The organism is Clostridium cochlearium, assembly GCF_900187165.1.
GTDB classification, from domain to species: domain Bacteria; phylum Bacillota; class Clostridia; order Clostridiales; family Clostridiaceae; genus Clostridium_G; species Clostridium_G cochlearium.
The window spans coordinates 837,533-860,206 of record NZ_LT906477.1 but is presented as its reverse complement, the minus strand read 5'-3'; the positions used below and the strand labels follow the sequence as shown (position 1 = coordinate 860,206).

23 protein-coding genes are annotated in these 22,674 nt (G+C 27.9%); 4 read left to right on the top strand and 19 right to left on the bottom strand.

From position 1 onward, the window contains the following. Nucleotides 1-81: 81 nt before the first annotated feature. The 10 genes from CKV72_RS04190 to CKV72_RS04145 form a co-directional block, all read right to left on the bottom strand. Nucleotides 82-1,095, bottom strand: a complete 1,014-nt coding sequence (locus CKV72_RS04190) for an AI-2E family transporter (RefSeq protein WP_095177570.1) — start codon at nucleotides 1,093-1,095, stop codon at nucleotides 82-84. Next, nucleotides 1,088-1,558 (bottom strand): PRC-barrel domain-containing protein, encoded by a 471-nt coding sequence (locus tag CKV72_RS04185; protein WP_168944134.1) that lies wholly within the window; start codon nucleotides 1,556-1,558, stop codon nucleotides 1,088-1,090. Before CKV72_RS04185 ends, CKV72_RS04190 begins: the two co-directional genes overlap by 8 nt. 244 nt (nucleotides 1,559-1,802) lie before the next feature. Further along, on the bottom strand, nucleotides 1,803-2,861 hold the full coding sequence (mnmA, locus tag CKV72_RS04180; RefSeq protein ID WP_089862916.1) for a tRNA 2-thiouridine(34) synthase MnmA: 1,059 nt from the start codon (nucleotides 2,859-2,861) through the stop codon (nucleotides 1,803-1,805). Between the two features lie 67 nt (nucleotides 2,862-2,928). After that, a complete protein-coding gene (gene nifU / locus CKV72_RS04175; protein ID WP_089863267.1) occupies nucleotides 2,929-3,360 on the bottom strand; it encodes a Fe-S cluster assembly scaffold protein NifU in 432 nt (143 codons plus the stop codon). 5 nt (nucleotides 3,361-3,365) lie between these two features. Further along, entirely contained in the window at nucleotides 3,366-4,568 is a 1,203-nt protein-coding gene (gene nifS / locus CKV72_RS04170) for a cysteine desulfurase NifS (RefSeq protein ID WP_089862917.1), read from the bottom strand. A gap of 2 nt (nucleotides 4,569-4,570) precedes the next feature. After that, the gene (locus CKV72_RS04165) at nucleotides 4,571-5,005 is read right to left on the bottom strand and encodes an RrF2 family transcriptional regulator (protein ID WP_089862918.1); all 435 of its coding nucleotides are present in this window, start codon (nucleotides 5,003-5,005) and stop codon (nucleotides 4,571-4,573) included. Between the two features lie 97 nt (nucleotides 5,006-5,102). Then, on the bottom strand, nucleotides 5,103-6,383 hold the full coding sequence (locus CKV72_RS04160) for a replication-associated recombination protein A (protein WP_095177569.1): 1,281 nt from the start codon (nucleotides 6,381-6,383) through the stop codon (nucleotides 5,103-5,105). A 24-nt stretch (nucleotides 6,384-6,407) separates the two neighbouring features. Then, a complete protein-coding gene (locus CKV72_RS04155) occupies nucleotides 6,408-6,902 on the bottom strand; it encodes a flavin reductase family protein (protein WP_095177568.1) in 495 nt (164 codons plus the stop codon). Nucleotides 6,903-6,950: 48 nt separating this feature from the next. Beyond that, nucleotides 6,951-7,727, bottom strand: a complete 777-nt coding sequence (locus CKV72_RS04150) for a histidinol phosphate phosphatase (RefSeq protein WP_089862921.1) — start codon at nucleotides 7,725-7,727, stop codon at nucleotides 6,951-6,953. 60 nt (nucleotides 7,728-7,787) lie between these two features. Beyond that, nucleotides 7,788-8,813 carry a C45 family peptidase gene (locus tag CKV72_RS04145; RefSeq protein ID WP_095177567.1) on the bottom strand — a complete coding sequence of 342 codons (1,026 nt, stop codon included), beginning with the start codon at nucleotides 8,811-8,813 and terminating at the stop codon, nucleotides 7,788-7,790. Nucleotides 8,814-9,206: 393 nt separating this feature from the next. Between CKV72_RS04145 and proB the strand changes: the two genes are divergently transcribed. Beyond that, the gene (proB, locus tag CKV72_RS04140; protein ID WP_095177566.1) at nucleotides 9,207-10,019 is read left to right on the top strand and encodes a glutamate 5-kinase; all 813 of its coding nucleotides are present in this window, start codon (nucleotides 9,207-9,209) and stop codon (nucleotides 10,017-10,019) included. Nucleotides 10,020-10,040: 21 nt separating this feature from the next. Next, nucleotides 10,041-11,330, top strand: coding sequence for a glutamate-5-semialdehyde dehydrogenase (locus tag CKV72_RS04135; protein ID WP_095177565.1), 1,290 nt, complete (start codon nucleotides 10,041-10,043; stop codon nucleotides 11,328-11,330). A 35-nt stretch (nucleotides 11,331-11,365) separates the two neighbouring features. Here the strand turns inward: CKV72_RS04135 and CKV72_RS04130 are convergent, their stop codons facing one another. From CKV72_RS04130 to CKV72_RS04120, 3 genes are read right to left on the bottom strand one after another with little or no spacing between them, the layout of a single operon-like run. Then, nucleotides 11,366-12,571 (bottom strand): SpoVR family protein, encoded by a 1,206-nt coding sequence (locus CKV72_RS04130; RefSeq protein ID WP_089862925.1) that lies wholly within the window; start codon nucleotides 12,569-12,571, stop codon nucleotides 11,366-11,368. After that, nucleotides 12,561-13,727: a sporulation protein YhbH gene (gene yhbH / locus CKV72_RS04125; protein ID WP_095177564.1), complete on the bottom strand. Its 1,167-nt coding sequence runs from the start codon at nucleotides 13,725-13,727 to the stop codon at nucleotides 12,561-12,563. Before yhbH ends, CKV72_RS04130 begins: the two co-directional genes overlap by 11 nt. A gap of 3 nt (nucleotides 13,728-13,730) precedes the next feature. Further along, entirely contained in the window at nucleotides 13,731-15,620 is a 1,890-nt protein-coding gene (locus CKV72_RS04120) for a serine protein kinase (protein WP_095177563.1), read from the bottom strand. Nucleotides 15,621-15,788: 168 nt separating this feature from the next. On the opposite strand from CKV72_RS04120, the gene ltaE reads away from it, so the two are divergent. Both ltaE and CKV72_RS04110 read left to right on the top strand, forming a co-directional pair. Continuing rightward, a complete protein-coding gene (ltaE, locus tag CKV72_RS04115; protein WP_095177562.1) occupies nucleotides 15,789-16,811 on the top strand; it encodes a low-specificity L-threonine aldolase in 1,023 nt (340 codons plus the stop codon). 120 nt (nucleotides 16,812-16,931) lie between these two features. Beyond that, the gene (locus tag CKV72_RS04110; protein WP_095177561.1) at nucleotides 16,932-18,002 is read left to right on the top strand and encodes a GerMN domain-containing protein; all 1,071 of its coding nucleotides are present in this window, start codon (nucleotides 16,932-16,934) and stop codon (nucleotides 18,000-18,002) included. Nucleotides 18,003-18,052: 50 nt separating this feature from the next. On the opposite strand, the gene CKV72_RS04105 is transcribed toward CKV72_RS04110, so the two are convergent. From CKV72_RS04105 to CKV72_RS04080, 6 genes are all read right to left on the bottom strand, one after another. Further along, the gene (locus CKV72_RS04105; protein ID WP_095177560.1) at nucleotides 18,053-18,568 is read right to left on the bottom strand and encodes an NUDIX hydrolase; all 516 of its coding nucleotides are present in this window, start codon (nucleotides 18,566-18,568) and stop codon (nucleotides 18,053-18,055) included. Between the two features lie 3 nt (nucleotides 18,569-18,571). Further along, the gene (locus CKV72_RS04100) at nucleotides 18,572-19,894 is read right to left on the bottom strand and encodes a PFL family protein (RefSeq protein ID WP_420896638.1); all 1,323 of its coding nucleotides are present in this window, start codon (nucleotides 19,892-19,894) and stop codon (nucleotides 18,572-18,574) included. Between the two features lie 52 nt (nucleotides 19,895-19,946). Then, nucleotides 19,947-20,216, bottom strand: a complete 270-nt coding sequence (locus CKV72_RS04095; protein ID WP_089862931.1) for an ACT domain-containing protein — start codon at nucleotides 20,214-20,216, stop codon at nucleotides 19,947-19,949. Nucleotides 20,217-20,237: 21 nt separating this feature from the next. After that, nucleotides 20,238-20,921 carry a hypothetical protein gene (locus CKV72_RS04090; protein ID WP_089862932.1) on the bottom strand — a complete coding sequence of 228 codons (684 nt, stop codon included), beginning with the start codon at nucleotides 20,919-20,921 and terminating at the stop codon, nucleotides 20,238-20,240. Between the two features lies 1 nt (nucleotide 20,922). Next, nucleotides 20,923-21,549 (bottom strand): tetratricopeptide repeat protein, encoded by a 627-nt coding sequence (locus CKV72_RS04085; protein ID WP_089862933.1) that lies wholly within the window; start codon nucleotides 21,547-21,549, stop codon nucleotides 20,923-20,925. Nucleotides 21,550-21,999: 450 nt separating this feature from the next. Then, the gene (locus CKV72_RS04080; protein ID WP_095177559.1) at nucleotides 22,000-22,614 is read right to left on the bottom strand and encodes a DNA-3-methyladenine glycosylase; all 615 of its coding nucleotides are present in this window, start codon (nucleotides 22,612-22,614) and stop codon (nucleotides 22,000-22,002) included. Between the last annotated feature and the right edge of the window lie 60 nt (nucleotides 22,615-22,674).

Below are 22,674 nucleotides of genomic sequence, written 5' to 3'. Positions count from 1 at the left end.
AAATTAAATTCAAAAATATTGCTCATCAGATAAAAATTATAGTTTAAAAAAGGATATCTGTCAATATTTAGCTACAATCTTTTAGAATATATAATAATTTAAATCCTCACATATGACTTTTACAATAACTCCTACAGGTACAGCTAATATCATACCTAAAACGCCCCATAATTCTCCACCGACTATGAGTAAAATAATGATTATTAATGGATGCATATCTATATTATCTCCAATAAACTTAGGAGAAATAATATTTCCTTCTATTTGCTGCATTAAGTATAAAAACAATGCTGTCCATAAAGCTTTTTTAGTGGATATAGAAAGAGCCACAAGTATTGCTGGAATAGAACCAAGTAACGGTCCAAAATAGGGTATAATATTAAAAAAAGCATTTACTATAGACAGTAAAATTGGAAAATCAATTTTTAGTATTATTAAAAGTATAAATGTAACCACACCTATGAGAGAGCTGAGTATAATTTGTACTACTATGTACCTAGTTAAAATTTTATCTATATCTTTCATTATTTTTTGCATTATATTTCTTATTTTTATAGGAAATATAATTATAATACTATCACTTATTTTTTCCCAATCCACTAAGAAGTAATAGGATATTATTGGTATTATAAAAATATCCATAATATTTTCTCCTAAGCTAACAGTTTTATCAAATATATTCATAAAAGTTTTATTAATTATTGTATCCACTTTATTGTATATATGATGTAAAATTTCTATGCCCATTTTATTATTTTTTAACGGTTTTACCTTCTCATAAATTCCGTCTAAAAACCTTTGTATTCTATCTAGAGCAATTATTATATTATTACTTTCTCTAAATAGAAAAGGTATTAAAAACACTACAAAAATTGTTGCCACAATCATGAGAGAAAATATGGTTATAAAGGATGCCACACTATTTTTTATACCTCTTTCCACTAGAGAATTCTTTAATGGTTTTAATATATATGAAATTATAAAAGATATAATAATTAATTTTAATATACTTTTAAAAATACTATTATTAAATATAATACCTATTATCACACCTATTAGAGTATACAATATTATTTTCTTATAAATTTTATTCATCTACATTTTCCTTTTTTATTATATTGCTAGGCAAATTTGTAAATTTAATTTTATCTTTTCTGTTTTTATAAATAATATTGTGCTCTGATATTATTAAATCCTCAGGTAATGCAATTTTTTTACCATGCAAAAAATTTGAAATATACCCTGTTGAAATTATCACACCATTAATTTTAAAGTCTTCTGAAAAAAACACATCCTCTATAAAACCTAAAATATTTCCCTCTTCATCTATAACATGTTTTGATTTAATATCATTAAAATGTACTTCTTCTCCCTTACTTTCTTTTTTTACTATGATTTTTTCTCCAAAAGATATTATATCTTCTTTTAATATATGAGAATATCCTTTAAATAAATTATAGGATATAATTACAAAACCAAGTACTTCTTCTTTTTCTAGTTTAATAATTATATCCTTTATGAAACCTATTCTTTTACCTTTTTCATTGTATACTTCCATAAGCAAAAAATCTTTTCTCCTATACATTAAATCACCTTCAATATATGCTTTTATATATTTTTTACTTATGGAACAAAAATATACTACCCTTTTTTAATGAACAGTGAATAATGAATAATGAACAATTAATGTGTATCGATGTTTAGCTTTGCTAAACGAGATCCCTTTAAATAAAATCAAATTTTTTCTGAGTGCAACGAAGAAAAATATCCTTAATTATTCATTGTTCATTATTAATTATTAATTACTCTATAACGCCACCGCCAAGCAAAAGGTTTTCTATATAAAATACTACAGATTGACCTTTTGTTATGGCTCTTTGTTTTTTATCAAAGGTAACTTTAACCCTGTTATTTTCTAGTGGTTCTATAGTAGCTACTGATCCTTTAGATGAATATCTTATTTTAGCTTCTACCCTCATTTTTTCTTCTAACTTATCAAAAGGTATAAAATTTACATCCTTTGCAATAAGTGTATCTTTAAAGATTTTTTCTTCATCTCCTAATACAACTTGATTTTTTTCAGGAACAATATCTATAACATATATAGGTTTTCCTAAAGCTATGCCTAATCCTTTTCTTTGACCTATAGTATAATTAATTATTCCTTTGTGTCTTCCTAAAACTTTTCCATTTTCATCCACAAAATTTCCTTCTACTATTTTCTTTTTACAATGTTCTCTTATATATCTTCCATGATCATCATCAGGAATAAAACAAATTTCTTCGCTATCTTTTTTATTGTGTATTTTTAATCCTATTTTTTTAGCAATTTCTCTTATTTGTTCTTTATTATAGTCTCCACAAGGCATAAGGATGTGTTTTAATTGATGTTGCTTTAAATTATATAACATATAAGTTTGATCTTTTTTATCATCCTCTGCTCTATATATTAAAAATCTATCATCTTTCTTTACTATATTTGCATAATGCCCAGTGGCAATATAGTCTGCCCCTAATTCTAGAGCTTTATTTAAAAAAGCATCAAATTTTATATGTTTATTACAATATACACATGGATTTGGAGTTTTTCCTTCAATATAATCTTGCATAAAAGGAATTGCAACCTTCTTATTAAAATCCTCTATTAAATCCACTTCTACAAAAGGTATTTCTAAAAAATCACAAACTTCTTTTGCACTTTTCATCATATCTTCTATTTTTTCTTTACTTCCATCATGGTTACTACCTGGAAAAACTTTCATAGTCATTCCTATTACATCATATCCCTGTTCTTTCAAAATATGAGCTGTAACAGAACTATCTACTCCTCCACTCATTCCTACTACTACTTTTTTTTTCATTTTTTCACCAACCTTTTATAGTATTTCTTTAAAAATCCCAATGAAATATTTCATTGGGATTTTAATATCATTCTCCATGTACTTCGTCATGTATATGATCTGAATGAACTTCCATATGCCATGGCTCTAAGCCTTGAGATTCTCTATAATTATTTATAGCTTTGTGAATAGCTTCTTCTGCTAATACTGAACAGTGCATCTTCACTGGTGGTAATCCATCTAAAGCATCTGCTACAGCTTTATTAGTTAATTTCCAGGCTTCTTCTAAAGTTTTTCCCTTTATTAGCTCTGTTGCCATGCTTGAAGATGCTATAGCAGAACCACATCCAAAAGTCTTAAATTTAATGTCCTTTATTATATTATTCTCAATTTTTAGATATATTTTCATTATATCTCCACACTTAGGATTTCCAACCTCTCCTATTCCATTTGCATCTGGAATCTCTCCTACGTTTCTTGGATTTCTAAAGTGATCCATAACTTTATCACTATATGGCATCATAATTACTTCTCCCCTTTCTTTAGGCTTTTTAAATAATCTTCCCAATAAGGTGACATTTCACGTCTTCTTTTTACTATAGCTGGAAGTGTATTCAATACATAATCTACATCTTCTTCTGTACTACCTTCTCCTAAAGTAAGTCTTAAAGATCCATGAGCAATTCCATGGCTTAAGCCAATTGATAATAATACATGAGAAGGATCTAAAGAACCTGATGCACAGGCACTTCCTGTAGAGGCACATACGCCTTCAAAGTCTAAGTCTAATAATAAGGTTTCTCCTTCTATACCTATAAAACTTAGATTTACATTGTTTGGTAATCTCTTATCTCCTATTGGTCCATTTAATTTTGTATGTGGTATTTTATCCATTAAACCTTTTATAAGTCTATCTCTCATTTTAGTTAGTCTTTGTTTTTCTTCTAAAAGATGTTCTGTAGCTAGTTCTATAGCTTTACCAAGTCCTACTATGCCTGGAACATTTTCTGTGCTACCTCTTTTACCTTTTTCTTGACCACCGCCATGAATTAAATTCTCAATTCTAACACCTTTTTTAATATATAAAGCTCCTATTCCTTTTGGTCCATAAAATTTGTGTCCTGCCATAGATAGCATATCTATGTTCATATCTTTTACATCTACAGGAATATGTCCCATGGCTTGAACTGCATCTGTATGGAATAAAACCTTTCTCTCTCTACATATTTCACCAATTTCTTTTATAGGTTGAATAGCTCCAATTTCATTATTAGCAAACATTATAGTTACTAAAATTGTATTATCTTTTATAGCATTTTTTAAATCTTCTAAACTAATTAATCCTTCTTCATTAACTGGTAAATATGTTATTTCAAAACCGTTTTTTTCTAAGAATTCACAACTATGAATTACTGCATGATGTTCTATAGCTGTGGTTATTATATGATTTCCTTTATTTTTATTAGCAAAAGCTACTCCTTTAATTGCCCAGTTATCCGCTTCTGAACCTCCACTAGTAAAATAAATTTCATCTTTTTCTGCATTAATAGCTTTAGCTACTCTTTGTCTTGCAGTATCAATAGCTTCAATTGGATCTTGAGATATTGAATAAAATTTTGAAGAGGGATTTCCAAATTTTCCTGTAAAATAAGGAATCATTTCTTCTAAAACCTCTGGCTTTGTATATGTAGTTGCTGAATAATCCATATATACAACTTTTCTATCCATTTTTATTTCCCCTTTCCTTTACACCTATTCAATTTATAATAGTCATCTACCATATCTTGGAGTGTAGTAGTTTTTGTTACATTTTCAATACTTTCTTTAATTCTCATCCATAATAGTCTTGTGGAACAAGAATCCATATTTTCACATTCTCCTTGTGATACACAATTAGATAATTCCACAGGTCCTTCTAAGGTTTCTATAATTTCTGCAACAGTTATATCCTTAGGTTCCCTATTTAATAAATATCCTCCCTGTGCTCCTCTGATGCTTTTTATTAAATCTGCCTTTCTTAAACTAGCAAATAATTGTTCTAAATAATACTCTGATATATTTTGTCTCTCTGAAATACTTTTTATAGATATAGGTATATCTCCATAATTTAGAGCTAGATCCATCATAGCTCTTACGCCATACCTTCCTTTTGTAGATAACTTCATCTAATCACCTCACTAGTTACCGATGAAAGTCTACTACTTTACTAAACTTTCAATCTTATAATATCAAATCCGAGTGTTCTTGTCAACTATAAAATTATTAATATTCCTTATTTATATATCTAATGTAATTTAGTATTTTTTCTTCCATTTTATTTTTACCTGGTTTATAATAAACAACATCTTTTATATTTTCAGGAAGGTATTGTTGTTTTACATAATTATTTGAATAGTTATGAGGATATTTATATCCTCTACCCCTGTTTAAACTTTCAGCACCACTATAGTGTGAATCTCTTATATGACTTGGTATATCTCCTACGTCCTTATTTCTTATATCCATTAATGCCTTATCTATAGCTTCTATGCAGGAATTTGATTTGGGAGAAGTTGCCAAAAGTATAGTAGCCTGAGCTAGTGGGATTCTTCCTTCTGGCAAACCTAATTGCATGGCAGAATCTACACAGCTTTTTACTATGGATATTGCACTGGGATAGGCTAAACCTATATCTTCGCTAGCTATAACCAAAAGTCTTCTACAAATAGATATTAAATCTCCTGCCTCTATAAGTCTTGCTAAATAGTGAATAGATGCATCTGGGTCACTTCCTCTAATGGATTTTTGAAAGGCACTTATTATATCATAATGACTATCTCCAAATTTATCATAATTTAACACTTTCCTTTGAGTACACTCCATAGCCACTTGTAAATCTACAATTATTTTATTTTCTTTTGTAGGTTTAGTAGAATACGCACAAAGTTCCAACGCATTTAATGCTCTTCTTAAGTCCCCATTGCTAACATTAGCAATATATTCTAATGCTTCTTTTGAAAAATCTATATATGTATTTTTAAAATCCTCTTTTTTTAAAATATCTAAAGCTCTTTTTAGACCCTTTAATATATCTTCTTTTAAAAGTGGTTTAAATTCAAAAATAGTAGCTCTACTTAATATAGCTTTATATATGTAATGATATGGATTTTCTGTGGTGCTAGCTATTAAGGTTATTTGACCTTTTTCCATAAATTCTAATAATGATTGTTGCTGTTTTTTATTAAAATTCTGAATTTCATCTAAATATAATACCACTCCCCGCATTCCCATGAAACTATCTAAATCTCCTATTATACTTTTTATATCTGATAGTGATGCATTAGTGGCATTTAATTTATATAAAGTTTTATTTGTTTTATTTGCAATAATATTTGCCACTGTGGTTTTCCCAGTTCCTGGCGGTCCATAAAATATCATATTAGTGAGTTTTTCAGAACTTATTATTCTTCTTAATATTTTTTCCTGTCCAAGAATATGCTTTTGACCAAAAACCTCATCTAAGGTTTTTGGTCTTATTTTATCTGCTAATGGTTTTTCAATCATATTAATATTTTACCCCTTTAAATGTTATTTTATATAACAATCCAATATCTCTCCATAGTAGAAAGTATGATAATTTCCGTCCTTATAAAATTTTTCTTTTATATCCTTTGATAAATTCTCTTCACTCATTGCCTCTTTATACACTATCTTACATTCAAAATGCATTTCGCAATTATCTATTATAGGTGTTTCAACATTTCTTCCTTTTTCTAATTTTAAATTACATTTTTTAATTTTATCTACATCTCTTCCAGATTTGCTTCCACAAAAGGCCAATTCTTTTTTCAATTTATCGTTCATAGGTATACTTACAGTAAACTCTGAGGCCTTTTCTATTAACTCATGACTATATCTAGATTCTCTTACCATAACTGATAAAACAGGCACTCTCCATTGATATCCTATATTTGCCCAACCTATAGTCATAGTATTTACTTTGTTTCCATCTTTTATAGTTAAAAATGCTCCTTTTTCTTTTATAAGATCAATTGCCTTACCTAGTTTTTCTTCAAAAGTCATAAAATATCCTCCTTTATAATTAAAAATTCATAAACAGATTTCTAAGTATTAGATAAATTCAGGTTTTCTATTTTTATAATAAATTAGCTTAAGTCCACTTTCTTCAGCTAATTCTCTTGCTACCTTAAAGTTGCTACCTATATCTATATCTCTATGGGAGTCAGACCCTATAGTTACATACTTTCCACCTAGTTTTCTAAAGTTTTTATATATTTGAAAAAGAGGTTTATGAGTATTTTTATCTCCTAATCTTCTTGTATTTATTTCTAACGCCTTATCTTTTAAACTTAATTCTTTAAATATCTCATTTAATATTTCTTCATATTCATCATAATAAAGCTCTGTATCTTCATACCTTGCATATCTACATATGTAATCTATATGTCCTAAAGCATCTACAAAGTCATAGTTTTTAACGCATTGTAACATATGCTCTAAATAATTATTATAAACTTCTTTTTTGTTCCTTCCTTTATAAAATTCTTCAGAATATATATCATAATATATATCTTCATGTTCTGCTAAATGCACAGAACCTAAAATAAAATCAAAATCATATTTCTTAGATATCTCTTTATTTTCTTCTATACAATCAGGTCTCATGCCCATTTCTAAACCTAATAAGAGTTTTTCATTTCTATATGGTGCATACTGTTCAAAATAATCCTCTATATCAAATATAAACTCTTCAGGAGATAGAGATTTTAAATCAAAATGTTCCGTTAATATTACACCTATATTTTCCTTTTTAGATTTTTCTAAAACCTCATCTAAAGTCATTTTACTATCTGTTGAAAAACTTGTATGAATATGACTATCAAACATTATTAGCGTTATAATTAAAAATTATAACGATTTTCACCTACCTTTACATAAATTTGTTTGCTAAATATTATAATTCAAATAAAAAATTTCATCTAAATTAAAAAATTTCAAGAATACCTTGTCTTTAATTGTACTATCAAAAACAATTCTAGAACAGGTAAAATTAGGTTCACTTTTTAAAGCTAATATTGAATCTTCATAGGATTTTCCTCTGTAATCTAGTATATCATTAAAATCCTCTGTTTCTATATTTTCTCCTTTTGTTTTAATTTTATCTTTTAAAAGCTCATAAGCCTTTTCCAATCTAAACATTGTAGTGCTTCCCTGTTGTATTTTTCTATTTTTAAATTTTTCATGTACATAATGATTTGTATGAGCATAATAATCCTTTATTTCTTTTACACTTATATCATCTTTAGTTAGCTCTACAGATACCGCTATATTTTTATTAGAATCTAAAGCTATAGCATGAAAGCCCGATGCCCTATCTTCAATATTGCATCTTTTTATAAAATCCTCTATGGATGTTGCCTCTGTTATGTGTCTTTGTATAAAATATCTTGGAATACCTTCTAAATTTGCTTCTTCACTATGGCAATAATTAATAGTTTTTATTATTCCACTACTATTATAACTAAAAGCATTTCCAAAAGGCATATTAAAATAGTCATAAGTAGTAAACCAATGACCATTATCTTTTATACAAGTAGTTATATATGATGGGTTACCCCTGTATTCATCATCTTCATTATGTCCTATTATATAAGAACCATTTTTTCTTCTATAAACGATAGATGTACATCCAACCCCTTCTCCTAAGATTTCTGCACACATTAAAAGAAGATATAATTTTTCCTCTATACCTGCACCTTTTGCCCTTCCATATACTTCTTCTAAATAAATAGGAAATCTCTCTTCAAGTTTTTTACTTATAGTATCTAATTTTTTCATAATATTTTTATCATCTAATAAATGTTTAAATTTCTCACTATATTTTTTAATGGGAATACTCATTTCCTTTCCAGTAATTATTCCATTTTCATAAGGCAATTTGTCAACTTTTAAAAATCTTGTCTTTAAATTCATAGTTTTTTCTCCTTTATACCTAATTTTTTATTTTATAAATTGCAAATATAGACTTATGTATAATCTTTAAATATAATAGAATATATAAAATATATAAAATATATATTATTATATCATCTAATACGCTTAGTTAATGAACAACTAATAATGAACAATGAATAATTCAGGAGGATTTTCTTCCGCTTTGCTACAGAAAATCTTAAATTTTATTTTGTAGGCTTGTTTGCTTCGCTAAACATCGCTATTTTAGTTAAGAATTAAGATTGAAGAGTTTAGATTTATATAAACGTAAAATTTTATATAATTAAAATTTTTTCGAAATGCCAATGGAGAAAAAATATCCATAATTATTCATTCTTCATTGTTCATTATTCATTACAAAGGGGGTTTATCATGGAAAGTGTACAGTTTAATAGAAAAGAATATTTTAAAAATGTAAAAAATATAGTTGTAAAGGTTGGTTCTTCTACTTTAACTTATGAAAATGGTCTTTTAAATCTATTTCATATTGAACATTTAGTTCGTCAACTAGCAGATTTACACAATAGAGGATATAACGTTATTTTAGTATCCTCTGGTGCTATAGGAGCAGGTGTTGGAAAGCTTGGATTACCAGCAAAACCTAAAAGTATTCCTGAAAAACAAGCTGCTGCTGCTGTAGGCCAAGGAGTGCTTTTGCATACCTATGAAAAAATCTTTGCTGAATATAGTAAAACTATTGGTCAAATACTTTTAACTAAAGAGGATATGGTAGATGAAGTTAGAAGCTGTAATGCTACAAATACTTTTAATGCACTTTTAAATAAAAGGGTTATACCTATAGTAAATGAAAATGATGCTGTAGTGGTAGATGAAATCAAAGTTGGAGATAATGACACTCTTTCAGCCTTTGTTGCTAAATTAGTTAAAGCAGATTTATTAATTTTAATGTCTGATATAGAAGGATTATATAATTGTGATCCAAGAAAAAATACTGATGCCAAATTGATAAATTTTGTTGAAGAAATAACAGAGGATATTGTTTCCTGTGCTGGTGGAGTAGGATCTAATCGCGGTGTTGGTGGTATGGCTACAAAAATAAAAGCAGCAAAAATAGCTACTTCAGCAGGTATACCAATGTTAATCGTAGATGGCTCTAAAAACGAAATTCTTCAAAATATAGTTGAAGGAAAAGAAATTGGTACATGGTTTAATGCAATCAAATAATAATTTTTAGGAGGTAATACTTTGGAAGATTTAAATAAATATTTAATTAATAAAGGTAAAAAGGCTAAAGAAGCTTCTAGATTTCTATCCTCAATAGACTCTACTTTTAAAAATAAAGCTCTTCATAAAATGGGCGAGGATTTAAAAGCAAATATGGATAAAATCATAGAAGCAAATAAAATTGATATGGAAAAAGGAAAAGAAAAAGGACTTTCTAAGGCCCTTTTGGATAGACTTTTAATAGACGAAAAAAGAGTAAACAATATGGTTAATGGACTCATAGAGGTTGCAGAACTTTCAGACCCAGTAGGTGAAGTTTTAAATATGTGGAAAAGACCAAATGGCATTAATATTGGTGTAAAGAGAGTTCCTCTAGGTGTTATAGGTATAATTTATGAAGCTAGACCTAATGTAACAGTTGATGCAACTGCTCTTTGTCTTAAATCAGGTAATGCTGTAATCCTAAGGGGTGGCTCTGAGGCTATAAATACAAATAAAGCTATTGGAGAAATTTTAGAAAAATCTGCTATAGAAAGTGGACTGCCAGAGGGTACTGTCCAACTTATTGAAACTACAGATAGAGAAATAGTAAATAAAATGCTTAAACTAAATGAATATATAGATGTTCTTATTCCTAGAGGAGGTAGGGGATTAATTGACAATGTAGTTAAAAACTCTACTGTTCCTGTAATTCAAACGGGAGTTGGACTATGTCATACTTACATAGATGACTCCGCTAATTTGCAAATGGCAAAAGATATAGTTATAAATGCAAAAACTCAAAGACCTGGTGTTTGTAATGCTATGGAAACTTTACTAGTTCATAAAAATGTAGCAAGCACTTTCCTTCCTGACATGGTAAAAGAACTTAATAAATACGGAGTAGAACTTAAACTTTGCGAAAAATCATTAGATGTAGTTAAAAATTCTATTAAAGATGAAAAAATACTATGCTCTATATCTAAAGCCACTGATGAAGATTGGGATACCGAATATTTAGATTTAATTTTATCTATTAAAATAGTAGATTCCTTAGATGAAGCTTTAAATCATATATATGAACATGGAACTAAACATTCTGAGGCAATTATTACTGAGAACTATACTAACTCCCAAAGATTTTTAAATGAAGTTGACGCTGCTGCTGTATATGTAAATGCTTCTACTAGATTCACTGATGGCAGTGAATTTGGATTTGGCGCAGAAATAGGAATAAGTACACAAAAACTTCATGCTAGAGGTCCTATGGGACTTACTCAGTTAACTACTACAAAATATATAATTTATGGTAATGGACAGATAAGGGAATAAATAAAATGGCTAAAAACTAAAAGTTTTTAGCCATTTTATTTATATACAATTTCTTTATTTAAATTACACATTATTGAAACTTTTTCTCCATTTTCTACAGTTTCTAATATTACATTTTTATTTGATATTTCTGTAATATTTTTCAAAGTTTCCTTTGCATACTCTATATTTAATTCTCTTATATCGTATTGTTGTTTTAATATTAATGTATCATCATCGTAATCTTTTATAATTATATTAGGAAGTGTATTCATTCCACAATTTAAGCATAATGTAGCTTTTATACCTTCAAGCCCTACATCTTTAATTGTTCCCTCTATAACAGTTTCTCCATCATAGCAACCATATTGATATAAATTTAAATCTAAACATAAATCTTCATCTAAATATTTTCTTATAAAAGATTCGTCTCTTTCTACTTCTCTTGACTCAAAAACTTTCTTTATTCCATACTTATTTTCTATAGATTTAAATAAATTAAAACCTATATTATAAGGATTTAATTTTCCTATTATCGGTGCTATAACCCTATTATGAATTTTTATAATATCCATAAAATAATCTTTAGGTAAATCTAAAAGCTTTATTATTTTATAATGACAAAAGGAGGCCCAACCTTCATTTATTATTTTAGTCTCTATTTGAGAAGTAAAATACATACTTTCTTTCTTTACGATTTTTAAAATATCTCTTTCCCATTTTTCTAATTTAGAGTTATTTATTATATGTGTAATTAATTCTTCTTGAAAGCCTATGGAACGTGCTATATCTAAAACTCTTTCTACCTTTTTTCTTCCTATATTAAAATCATCTGCATACTCTCTTATAAGTTTTGAGTTGTTTTTAAAAGTATCTAAAACTTTTTCTCCTTCTATATTTTCTTTAAAAATTCTATTGTTTTTAAAAAAGTCATTATGTCCATATACATGTGCCATAGTAAGTATTTGAAGAGATAATGGGTTATTTTTCATTAAATAGGCTATACAGGGATTTGAATTTATCACAATTTCATAAGGGATTCCAATTATATTGTATTGGTACAGTGTTCTTAACTTATCATAATTTTTACCAAAACTCCAATGAGGATATCTAGAAGGCATTCCTAAATATGCTTCATAGCAAAGCATTTCATTATAATTTATTATTTCAAATTCTTGCTCATAGCAATCAAGACCTAATTTTTTTGCAATATCTTCTATTTCATTACTCCAATATTTTAAGTCCCCTAATTTATGTTCCACCTTCGCTCCCCCTAATTTCTTGTTTTAATATGTGTTTTAAAACCTTCCAAAGATCTTCTTTTTTTTCAATATTTAAAGGTATAAAATTCTCCTTTTCTATTTCCTTTAAGTATTTATTTCTAATACCATTAGAATATCCATATCCCATTATTTCTATATATCCAAACAAATTGCATATATCACTTAATTCCTTAGCTACTTTTACAGCTCTATCATTGTCTTCACTCCAGTTATCTCCATCACTAGCATGAAATATATATATATTATATATTTGAGGATTATATTTTGAATTTATTATTTCTAGTGCTTTTTTATATCCGCTTGATATATAAGTTCCTCCTGATTCAACTTTATGAAAAAACTCCTCTTCTGTAACTTCTTTTGCTATAGTTGAATGAGATATAAAACATATATCCACTTCCTCATACTTCATTTTTATAAATTTATATATCATAAAGAAAAATGATCTAGCCATATATTTTTTCATTTGATCCATTGAAGCAGACGTATCCATTATGAATATTATTACAGCATTATATTCTTTATTTTTTCTAAACTTAACTTTACTATATCTTAAATCTTCTTTTTTAAATGGAAATCTTTCAATTATATCCCTTCTTAATATCTTTTTAGTAGCTTGTTTCCTTTTTATTCTTTCTATAGCAGTTCTTCTCTTAGATAACCTGGGGAATATACCATATCTTTTAAATCCTTTTTTCTTTTTTAGGTTATTATTCAATATTTTTTTAAATTTTTTTTCTTTTAGGTTGGGAAGTTCTAAATCATCAAACATGCTCTGAAATATTTCTTCCATAGTTATTTCAGTTTCAAATATATCTTCACCTTCTAGCTGTCCTGCTCCCATTCCTGTCCCTTCCTGCCATGCCCTATTTAATTCTATCCTTTGTCCCTTTTTTTCATTTCCTTCTCCTGCTGCTATAAAAGACCTTTTATGTGAATAAATAAACTCATATTCCTTAATAGCTTTTATTGGTACCTTTATTTTTCTATTTTCCTTTTGTATAGATATATCTTCTTGTAATAGCACATCTACTAAATTATTTTTTATTGATTTTTTAACTAATTCTATATGTCTTTTTCTATCCTCCCCTGCTCTATTATAAGGAATTGGTGTATATCTCCTAAATATGGCCATTAATTAATCCCTCCAGAAGTTATTAGCAGCATATCTTAATACAGTGGATGCACATATTTCACAATATCCATTACTTTTTAATTTTTCTATTATAAATTTATATTGTTCTTCTTGATCTCCACTTCTTATCTTACAAGGATCCACTATTCTTCTAATTTCTCTTGATGAAGACATTAATCTTCTTTCTATAGCCTCTTTTAATGGTTTATAACATTTATAGTTTATTTCTTCTCCCTTTCTAATAAGATATAATACATAAGCTACTACGTCTTTTCTAAAGCCCTTAGCTGAATTTTTCGTAACTCCTATCTCTTCTTCTATTTCCCTCATGAATTCTTCATCTGGCTCTAAAGTTTCTCCTGTAATATTATCTTTTAGTAAAATTTTATTTACATAAGCCTCTGCGTGATCTAGATAATTATTAAATAATGCCTCTCCTTTAGAATTAAAACTTTCTATAAATATTTTAGTAATTTCTTTATCTAAAATTTTATTATATTCTTTTCTAACTATATCTTGTAAAAAACTAATATATTTATCCTTATCTTCTTCACAAAACTCCTTTCCTTTTACCGCTATTATAAGGCTGTTTATTACATCTATAGGATTTATACAATTACAATTACTTTGGCATATAGCATTGTTTATAGCTTTTATTATAAATCTTGTAGAAACCCCAACCATACCTTCTTTTTCTTTACATTCCTCTTCTAACTCTTCTCTATCTACTTTTTTTAAAGAAGCCTTTTCTATTATTTCTTCTCCATTATATATTTTAAGTTTAGTCATCAAATCCACCTTTTCAGAAGGATTTAATCTAGTTAATATAGCAAACATAGCTGCAATATCTATAGTATGAGGTGCTATGTGTATTTTGAAATTGCTGTTTTTCAATATTTTTTCATATATTTTTTTCTCCTCATCTAATTCTAGACAATATGGAATCTCTATTTTAACAATTCTATCTAATATAGCCTCATTAGTAGGATCTGACTTAAATTTGTTCCATTCTCCCTCATTAGAATGAGCTATTATAACTCCATCATAATATATCATAGCTGCTTTCCCTGGACATGGAATTAATTTTTCTTGTGTAGCAGTGATTATAGAATGTAAATATTCTATATCGTTTTTAAATATTTCTATAAATTCTACTATGCCTCTATTTCCTACATTAAAAGCTCCATTTAAAGAAAATATTCTAGGATCGTCTTCAGGATATATATCCATCTTGGATATATCTACAGATCCTATTAATACAGAAGTATCTTGATTATTAGGATCCACTGGCGGAACAACTCCAATACCTATTTGTTCTCTTATAGAAAAATCAACCTCTTCTACTGGGAATCTTTCAATTTCTCCATTAAATTCTTCTCTTAATCTGTAATTACACACTGGACATAAATCACCTTCTATTTTTACATCTAATTCTTTTTCAAATTTTCTCCTTAAACTTTTAGGAATTAAATGTAATGGTTCTTCTCTCATAGGACAATTTTCCAAAGCATATATGGTATTATTTTCTTCTAAAGCTCTTTTTATAGCATCCACTATGGAAGATTTACCAGAACCTACTGGTCCAACCAAATAAAGTACTTGTCTGCTTTCCTCTCCTTTCATAGAAGCCGAATAAAAATAATTTACAATTTGCATAAGTGATTTATCTATACCGAAAAAATCTTCTTTAAAAAAATTATATTTTTTTATATTTTTATCCTTATCTATTACATTAAATCCTTCTTTAATTATAAGGTCATATATCCTCTTATGAGCAAATTTGCATACATCTGGATTTTCCTTTACTATATTTAAATAATCAATAAAACTGTGGGTAACCACTTTTTTCTTTCGGCAATTTCTTTCTTTCTCTATTAATTCTTTTAAGTCCATAGTTTCCTCCAAATAAATTTATAGTAATTCTTTTATTTTTATTGTATTTATATTAAAGATATCCTTTCTTTAGAACATATTGCAAAGTTAATTCAATGTTTAACTTTCAGAAGAATTAGATTATAATTAAAAGTGAAACTATTTAATCTTTAGGATGGAGGTATAAAAATGGATTTTTTAGATTTGAGAAGTGACACAGTAACAAAGCCAACAGAAAATATGAGAAAAGCTATGTTTGAGGCTGTTGTTGGTGATGATGTATATGGCGATGACCCTACAGTAAATGAACTAGAAGAATACGCAGCTAAATTAGTAGGAAAAGAAGCTGCTTTATTTGTTCCAAGTGGAGTTTTTGGCAATCAATTATCTCTTTTTACTCACTGTAAAAGAGGTGATGAAGTAATTTTAGGAGAAGATTGTCATATCATAATGCATGAAACAGGAGCACCTGCTGTTATAGCTGGTGTACAATTAAGACCTGTAAAAAGTGAAAATGGGTTTATGTCACTAGAAGACATTGAAAGCAAAATTAGAGGTGAAAATATTCATTTCCCTGATACCTCTCTTATATGTGTAGAAAATGCTCATTCCTGTGGAAGAGTTATTTCTTTAGAGCATATGGAAAAAATATATAATATTTCAAGAGAACATAATATAGCAATACATCTAGATGGTGCTAGATTATTTAACGCTGCTACTTATTTAAATGTAGATGTTAAGGATATAACTAAATACTGTGATTCTGTAATGTTTTCACTTTCTAAAGGACTTTGTGCTCCTGTTGGCTCAATACTTGCAGGTAGTAACGATTTTATTAAAAAAGCTAGAAAAAAGAGAAAACTTATGGGGGGAGGCTTAAGACAAGCTGGAGTACTAGCAGCACCTGGTCTAGTGGCTTTAAAGGAAATGATTCCTCAATTAAAAAAAGATTATGAAAATGCATTATTATTAGGAAAAGAATTAAGTAAAATACCAAATATAAAAGTTAATTTAGAAGATATAAATATTAATATGGTATTTTTCTCTATAGAAAATATAGATTATAATGAAGAAGATATAGTAAATAAATTTTATAATAAGGGCATAAAAATTAATGGTAAAGAAGATGGTAAGTTTAGATTTGTTACACACTATTGGATTAAAAAAGAAAATATTTCATATATAGTAGAAACCATGAAAACTTGTCTTTAATAAACTAATTTAATCTATCCTTCTTCTTATAAACTAGCGTTATGTAATATTTGGTAGTACAATTAACACTTTATTATTTTATAATTAGACTGTATAATAAAATAAAGAGGAGGGATTTATATGAAAAAATTCATAGCATTATTAATTGTTCCATTTTTATTCTTAGTTTCTTGTAACAAACCTAAAATATCAGAGCCTAATTCTAAAAATGAAAATACAGCCTCTAATAAAGAGGTATTAAATTATACTGTTAAAGATTTTTATCCATTTAAAGAGAATGTAAGACTTAAATATAAAGGTGAAGGTAATGAATATGCTGATAAAGATATTTATACTGACTTTATAAAGGAAAATAGAATTCAAATAAGAGAAGTAAATCCTGGAACTACTTCAGCTAAGGTAGTAGAAATTAAAGACGGAGAATTAAGACTTATAACTACTAAATCAGAGTTTTATTATAGAGATAATATAATAGATACCGATAATAAAGAATATGAAGTTTTATTAAAGGAACCTTTTAAAGAAGGGACCTCTTGGAATCTTCCAAATGGAGATAAGAGGTATATATCCAGCACAGATAAAGAAATAGAAGTACCCTATGGAAAATATAAAGCTATAGAGGTAACTACAGAAGGTAAAAATTACAAAAACTTTGATTACTATGTAAAAGATATAGGATTAGTTAAGTCTTTATATTCTTCTGACGGAATGGAAGTTAAATCCGAACTAGAATACGTAAAAGATAATGTTCCTGTAGTTCAAACTGTAAAGTTTTATCATTATAATGCCGCTACAGATAAAATTGTTTTTGTAAAAAATAAATTAAATTTTAATACTAATGATACTGTTATATCTCAAATAGAACCATACTTTAAAAAATCACCTGCTGAAGAATTAAGTCCATTAATTAATTCTGATATCAAAATTAATAAAATTTTCTTAGACAGAAGTACTAATACAGTAAATGTAGATTTCTCAGATAATTTTGTTAAAGCTATGAATGTAGGTGGAGGAGTTGAAACATCTATTCTAACATGTATAACTAATACTCTTTGCAATTATTATAATGTAGATAAGGCTTATATAACATTAGGTGGTAAACCTTATTCTTCTGGTCACATTCTTTTAAATGAAGGCGAAACCTTTAAAGTGGATTATAATAATATAAGCGAATACACTAAAACTAAATAAGATATAAAAAATACCCTGAATTATTTATTCAGGGTATTTTTCACTAAATTTTAATTACTACTTTTAAGATAAAAATATGCCATTATAGTTTTATCATCTATAATTTCTCCTAAATTTATCTTATCTTCTAATTCTTTAAAAGAAGTCCATATTCCTTCCGTTACATCTACATCTTTAATTTTACTAGAATTAAAGTCTTCTTTTTTAATTTTAATTTTAAACATAGTCATGTTACTTTCACTAAATCCAAGTATTGGTTTGTAAGAAACTATTCTCTCTAAATTGTTTTTATCTACTTTTAGAGCTGTTTCCTCTTCTAGTTCTCTTACTATACACTCTTCTTCTGATTCACCTTCAACATCTAAAAGTCCAGCTGGTATTTCTAATGTTTCTTTCATTACTGAAGGTCTAAATTGTTTTACAAGTAATATTTCATTAAACTCATTTAAAACTATAGCTGAAACTGCATCATGATTTTTTAAAATTTCATACTCTTTATTTCCAATAGCTCTTTTGTATAATTTCATCCATCCATTATATACTAACCTTTCACTCAAAAAAATCACCTCTTAGTTTTTAAAGCTATGTATAGGTGCAGGAATTCTTCCTCCTCTTTTTACAAAATCTGCACTGGAAAATTTGCTAACTGGCATAATTGGAGCTCTTCCTAAAAGTCCTCCAAATTCTACCTCGTCGCCTACACCTTTTCCTGGCACTGGTATAATTCTTACTGCTGTGGTTTTGTTATTTATAACTCCAATAGCTGCCTCATCTGCTATCATACCAGATATAGTTTCTGCAGAAGTATCTCCTGGTATGGCTATCATATCTAATCCAACAGAACATACACAAGTCATAGCTTCTAATTTTTCTATATTTAATGAACCTTTATTTACAGCATCAATCATTCCAATATCTTCGCTAACAGGTATAAAAGCTCCACTTAAACCACCAACATGGCTACAAGCCATTACTCCTCCTTTTTTAACGGCATCGTTTAAAAGTGCAAGAGCCGCTGTAGTTCCTGGTGCTCCACAACTTTCAAGTCCCATTTCCTCTAAAATATGAGCAACACTATCTCCTACAAATGGAGTTGGTGCTAAAGATAAATCTACTATACCAAAGGGTACATCCAATCTTCTAGATGCTTCTTTGGCTACTAATTGTCCCATCCTTGTAATTTTAAATGCTGTTTTCTTTATAGTTTCTGAAACTACATCAAAAGTTTCTCCCTTTACATGTTCTAAGGCCGCTTTAACAACACCAGGTCCACTAACCCCTACATTTATTACACAATCACCTTCACCAACACCGTGAAAAGCTCCTGCCATGAAAGGATTATCTTCTACGGCATTAGCAAACACTACAAGTTTTGCACTTCCTATACCTGAATCTTTCTTTGTAAGTTCTGCAGTTTGTTTTATAATTCCTCCCATTTGTTTAACAGCATCCATATTTATACCACTTTTAGTACAACCTACATTTACTGAAGAACATACGGTTTGCGTACTAGCTAAAGCCTCTGGAATAGATTCTATTAAAATTCTATCTCCCTTTGTATATCCCTTTTGTACTAAGGATGAAAATCCTCCTATAAAATTTACTCCAACAGTATTTGCTGCCTTATCTAATACTTTTGCAAATTCCACATAATTTTTATCCTGAGATGCACCCGCTATAATAGATATTGGGGTAACAGAAATTCTTTTATGTATTATTGGAATACCATATTCATCCTCTATTTCTTCTCCAGTTTTCACTAATCTCTCTGCATGTTTACATATTTTATCGTAAATCTTCTTTCTAGCTTTTTCTCCATCTAAATCTGCGCAATCCAAAAGTGATATTCCCATTGTTATAGTTCTTATATCTAATTTTTCTTTTTCAATCATTCTTATAGTTTCAAGTATGTCGTATGAATTAATCAATTATAGTCCCCCTTTTTTATATTCTGTGCATAGAATTAAATATATCTTCGTGTTGAATTTTTATAGAAACCTTTAATTCCTCTCCCTTTTTAACTAATTCTTCTTTTAACTTTGTAAAAGATACCTTTGATTTTTCCATATCTACAAGCATAATCATAGTAAAGTATCCACCAATTATAGTTTGGCTAATATCTAATATGTTTACATTATTTTTATATAATTCTGTGCTAACTCCTGCAATTATGCCCTCTTGATCTTTTCCTATAACTGTTATCATTGCTTTCATTTTTATATTCCTCCTTTTTAATTATAAATCAACATTTATATTCATATCTTTTAAAAATTTAATTTTTCTTTGGTATATTTCTTCTCTTTCCTTTATTATTTCTTCTACAGGAATGCCTTTACATATTTCATTATATTTTAATTGCCATTTTCTTAAAACTTCTAAAGACTTAATTATTGCCGTACCCTGACTTGTAAACTGTTGTCCTTGCATTATTTCTGTTAATTGTCTACAAAAATCTAGTAGAAGTTCTCTTTCTAGAGGACCTCCTCCTGCCCATACATGCTTTGGTTTAAGTCCACTCCATAGTTCGGATTCAGTATCTTTCCATATTTCTATAGCTTTATTCATATCTTCTTTTTCCTCTGATAATTCTTTTAATACTTCATCCATGCTTTCCTTTATTTCACCATAAAACATATTTAAAATTCCACCAGTCTTTTTATAAACTGATTGATATAAAAATTCAACCTTATTTAAAGGTAGCATTCTTTCATATTCATTTAGTATTGGAGAACCTTTTATTTCTGGTAGTACTTTAACCACTCCTGAAGAATCATTGTTTAATATTGTATATTCATAAAGTGTTTTGCCATCTAATTGTTCATAAGCTTCATTTATAGAACATTCTATTTGTATTAGAAATAATTTTACTGCAGATAATTGATTTGGAAGCCATACACTTTTTTCATTTGTATTATTCATTTTAAGCCTCTCCCTTCAGAATTTTTATAATTTCTTCATTAGCCATACTGTTATAATCTTTATTACATAGTTTTTTTAATTCTTCCTCATCTTTTCCTACTAGTCCATAATGAAATAATATACTATTTATGGCCTTATTTTTTAAATTCTCTGGATTAGATGTATAGTCACTATATTGTATAGCTTTAATGTAAAATTCAAAAGACTTTTTAAACATTCCTAAAAGATAGTATATAAATCCTAAATTATAATAACAATCTCCATCATTGTCTCTTAACTTTAATGCATTATTAAAGGCATCTTTAGCTTTAAATAATTCACCATAATACACAAGATTTATTTCACCTAAAACGTATTCTAAATAGTAATTATTTTTATATTTTTTTAATGCTTTCTCATACTTTTCTACAAGAGTAACGTTTTTTTCTTTACTTGCCTTTATGAATAGAATCATTAAAGCTCCCCAGTTTAAATCTAATTCCTCTTTCTCCATGTATTCTTTAAAATAATCCTGTAAAAATTTACTGTATTCAAATTCTTTAAGAATTATTTCTTTGTAATTCTCTTCATCAACTACCATATTATAGTTTTTCTTAATTTCATCTAAATATTTTTTATAATTCGCCATTTTATGCCTCCTATTTTAAATGTTCAATACTCTTATTATATATCTTTAACCATTTAAAAATCCAGCCCCCTTTTTTAACATAGGACAGAGGACGATTGACATAGGACAATGAATGAATAGTTATTTAGGATTTTAAGTCGATAGCCTAACTTAAATTTATTTTGTTTGTTTATACAATAAACACTTTTGATTTTAATTTTTGTAAAAGCTAAAGCGATGTTTAGCTTTGCTAAACCAGCCATCAATAAAAATGTCAATGTGGATATAATTGAAAATGGAAAGTGGAGAATGGTGGAGAAAAGTTGTCAATCATTTTCCACTTTCCATTCTCCATTTTCAATTCTAACTAATAAGATTAAAGATTTTCTGACGCAAGGAAAAAAATCTTCCTTAATTATTCATTGTTCATTGTTAGTTATTCATTAATAAAAATGTAGCACAATAACTGTGCTACATTTTCTTTGAAACCCAAGGATTGTCTTCTATATAAAATCTCCATAAAAAATCTTTAGCTTCTTCTGCATAGTCTATTCCTATTCTTTTGCTTTCTACTATGTTAAATCTTTCTTTATCATTATATTCTATATAAAGTGTTCCTTCATTGCAAAGATCTTGCTTATTATTATTTTTATCTATATTTAAGGCTATACATAGTTTACCCGGTCCTGTGGTTAAATTTTTAAATTGTGTCTTACTTATTTCACTTATGGATTTCTTATATCTTAAATGAGCCATTTTTTCAATTCCCTCTAAAGGTTCTATTGCCCTTATAAGTACTCCTTCTGCTTCTCCTTCTATTTTTGTAATTACATTAAAGCAATGATACATTCCATATATAAGATACACATAGGCAGTACCTGGTTTACCGTATAAAGGCATAACTCTTTCTGTTTTTTTCCCACCATAGGCATGACTTGCTTTATCAATCGCTCCAATATAGGCTTCTGTTTCTACTATTTTTCCCTTTAAAGTTACTCCATCTACTTTATGAACAATGGTTTTTCCTAAAAGGTCTTTTGCCACTTCTAGAGCACTTCTTGCGTAAAACATTCTTTTAATTTTCATAGGCTACCTCCAAAAGTATACTTCAATTATGATTATATCAATAATTTTAATTAAATTCTC

Coding starts and splice junctions, on each gene's coding strand:
- CKV72_RS04120 (WP_095177563.1), bottom strand. CDS start 15,620: ATGGACTTAAAAGAATTAATAGAGAAAGAAAGAAATTGCCGAAAGAAA.
- CKV72_RS04150 (WP_089862921.1), bottom strand. CDS start 7,727: ATGTTTGATAGTCATATTCATACAAGTTTTTCAACAGATAGTAAAATG.
- proB (WP_095177566.1), top strand. CDS start 9,207: ATGGAAAGTGTACAGTTTAATAGAAAAGAATATTTTAAAAATGTAAAA.
- ltaE (WP_095177562.1), top strand. CDS start 15,789: ATGGATTTTTTAGATTTGAGAAGTGACACAGTAACAAAGCCAACAGAA.
- nifU (WP_089863267.1), bottom strand. CDS start 3,360: ATGCCATATAGTGATAAAGTTATGGATCACTTTAGAAATCCAAGAAAC.
- CKV72_RS04155 (WP_095177568.1), bottom strand. CDS start 6,902: ATGACTTTTGAAGAAAAACTAGGTAAGGCAATTGATCTTATAAAAGAA.
- yhbH (WP_095177564.1), bottom strand. CDS start 13,727: ATGGCCATATTTAGGAGATATACACCAATTCCTTATAATAGAGCAGGG.
- nifS (WP_089862917.1), bottom strand. CDS start 4,568: ATGGATAGAAAAGTTGTATATATGGATTATTCAGCAACTACATATACA.
- CKV72_RS04085 (WP_089862933.1), bottom strand. CDS start 21,549: ATGGCGAATTATAAAAAATATTTAGATGAAATTAAGAAAAACTATAAT.
- CKV72_RS04185 (WP_168944134.1), bottom strand. CDS start 1,558: ATGGAAGTATACAATGAAAAAGGTAAAAGAATAGGTTTCATAAAGGAT.
- CKV72_RS04160 (WP_095177569.1), bottom strand. CDS start 6,383: ATGATTGAAAAACCATTAGCAGATAAAATAAGACCAAAAACCTTAGAT.
- CKV72_RS04165 (WP_089862918.1), bottom strand. CDS start 5,005: ATGAAGTTATCTACAAAAGGAAGGTATGGCGTAAGAGCTATGATGGAT.
- CKV72_RS04100 (WP_420896638.1), bottom strand. CDS start 19,894: ATGATTGAAAAAGAAAAATTAGATATAAGAACTATAACAATGGGAATA.
- CKV72_RS04110 (WP_095177561.1), top strand. CDS start 16,932: ATGAAAAAATTCATAGCATTATTAATTGTTCCATTTTTATTCTTAGTT.
- CKV72_RS04145 (WP_095177567.1), bottom strand. CDS start 8,813: ATGAATTTAAAGACAAGATTTTTAAAAGTTGACAAATTGCCTTATGAA.
- CKV72_RS04190 (WP_095177570.1), bottom strand. CDS start 1,095: ATGAATAAAATTTATAAGAAAATAATATTGTATACTCTAATAGGTGTG.
- CKV72_RS04090 (WP_089862932.1), bottom strand. CDS start 20,921: ATGAATAATACAAATGAAAAAAGTGTATGGCTTCCAAATCAATTATCT.
- mnmA (WP_089862916.1), bottom strand. CDS start 2,861: ATGAAAAAAAAAGTAGTAGTAGGAATGAGTGGAGGAGTAGATAGTTCT.
- CKV72_RS04095 (WP_089862931.1), bottom strand. CDS start 20,216: ATGAAAGCAATGATAACAGTTATAGGAAAAGATCAAGAGGGCATAATT.
- CKV72_RS04080 (WP_095177559.1), bottom strand. CDS start 22,614: ATGAAAATTAAAAGAATGTTTTACGCAAGAAGTGCTCTAGAAGTGGCA.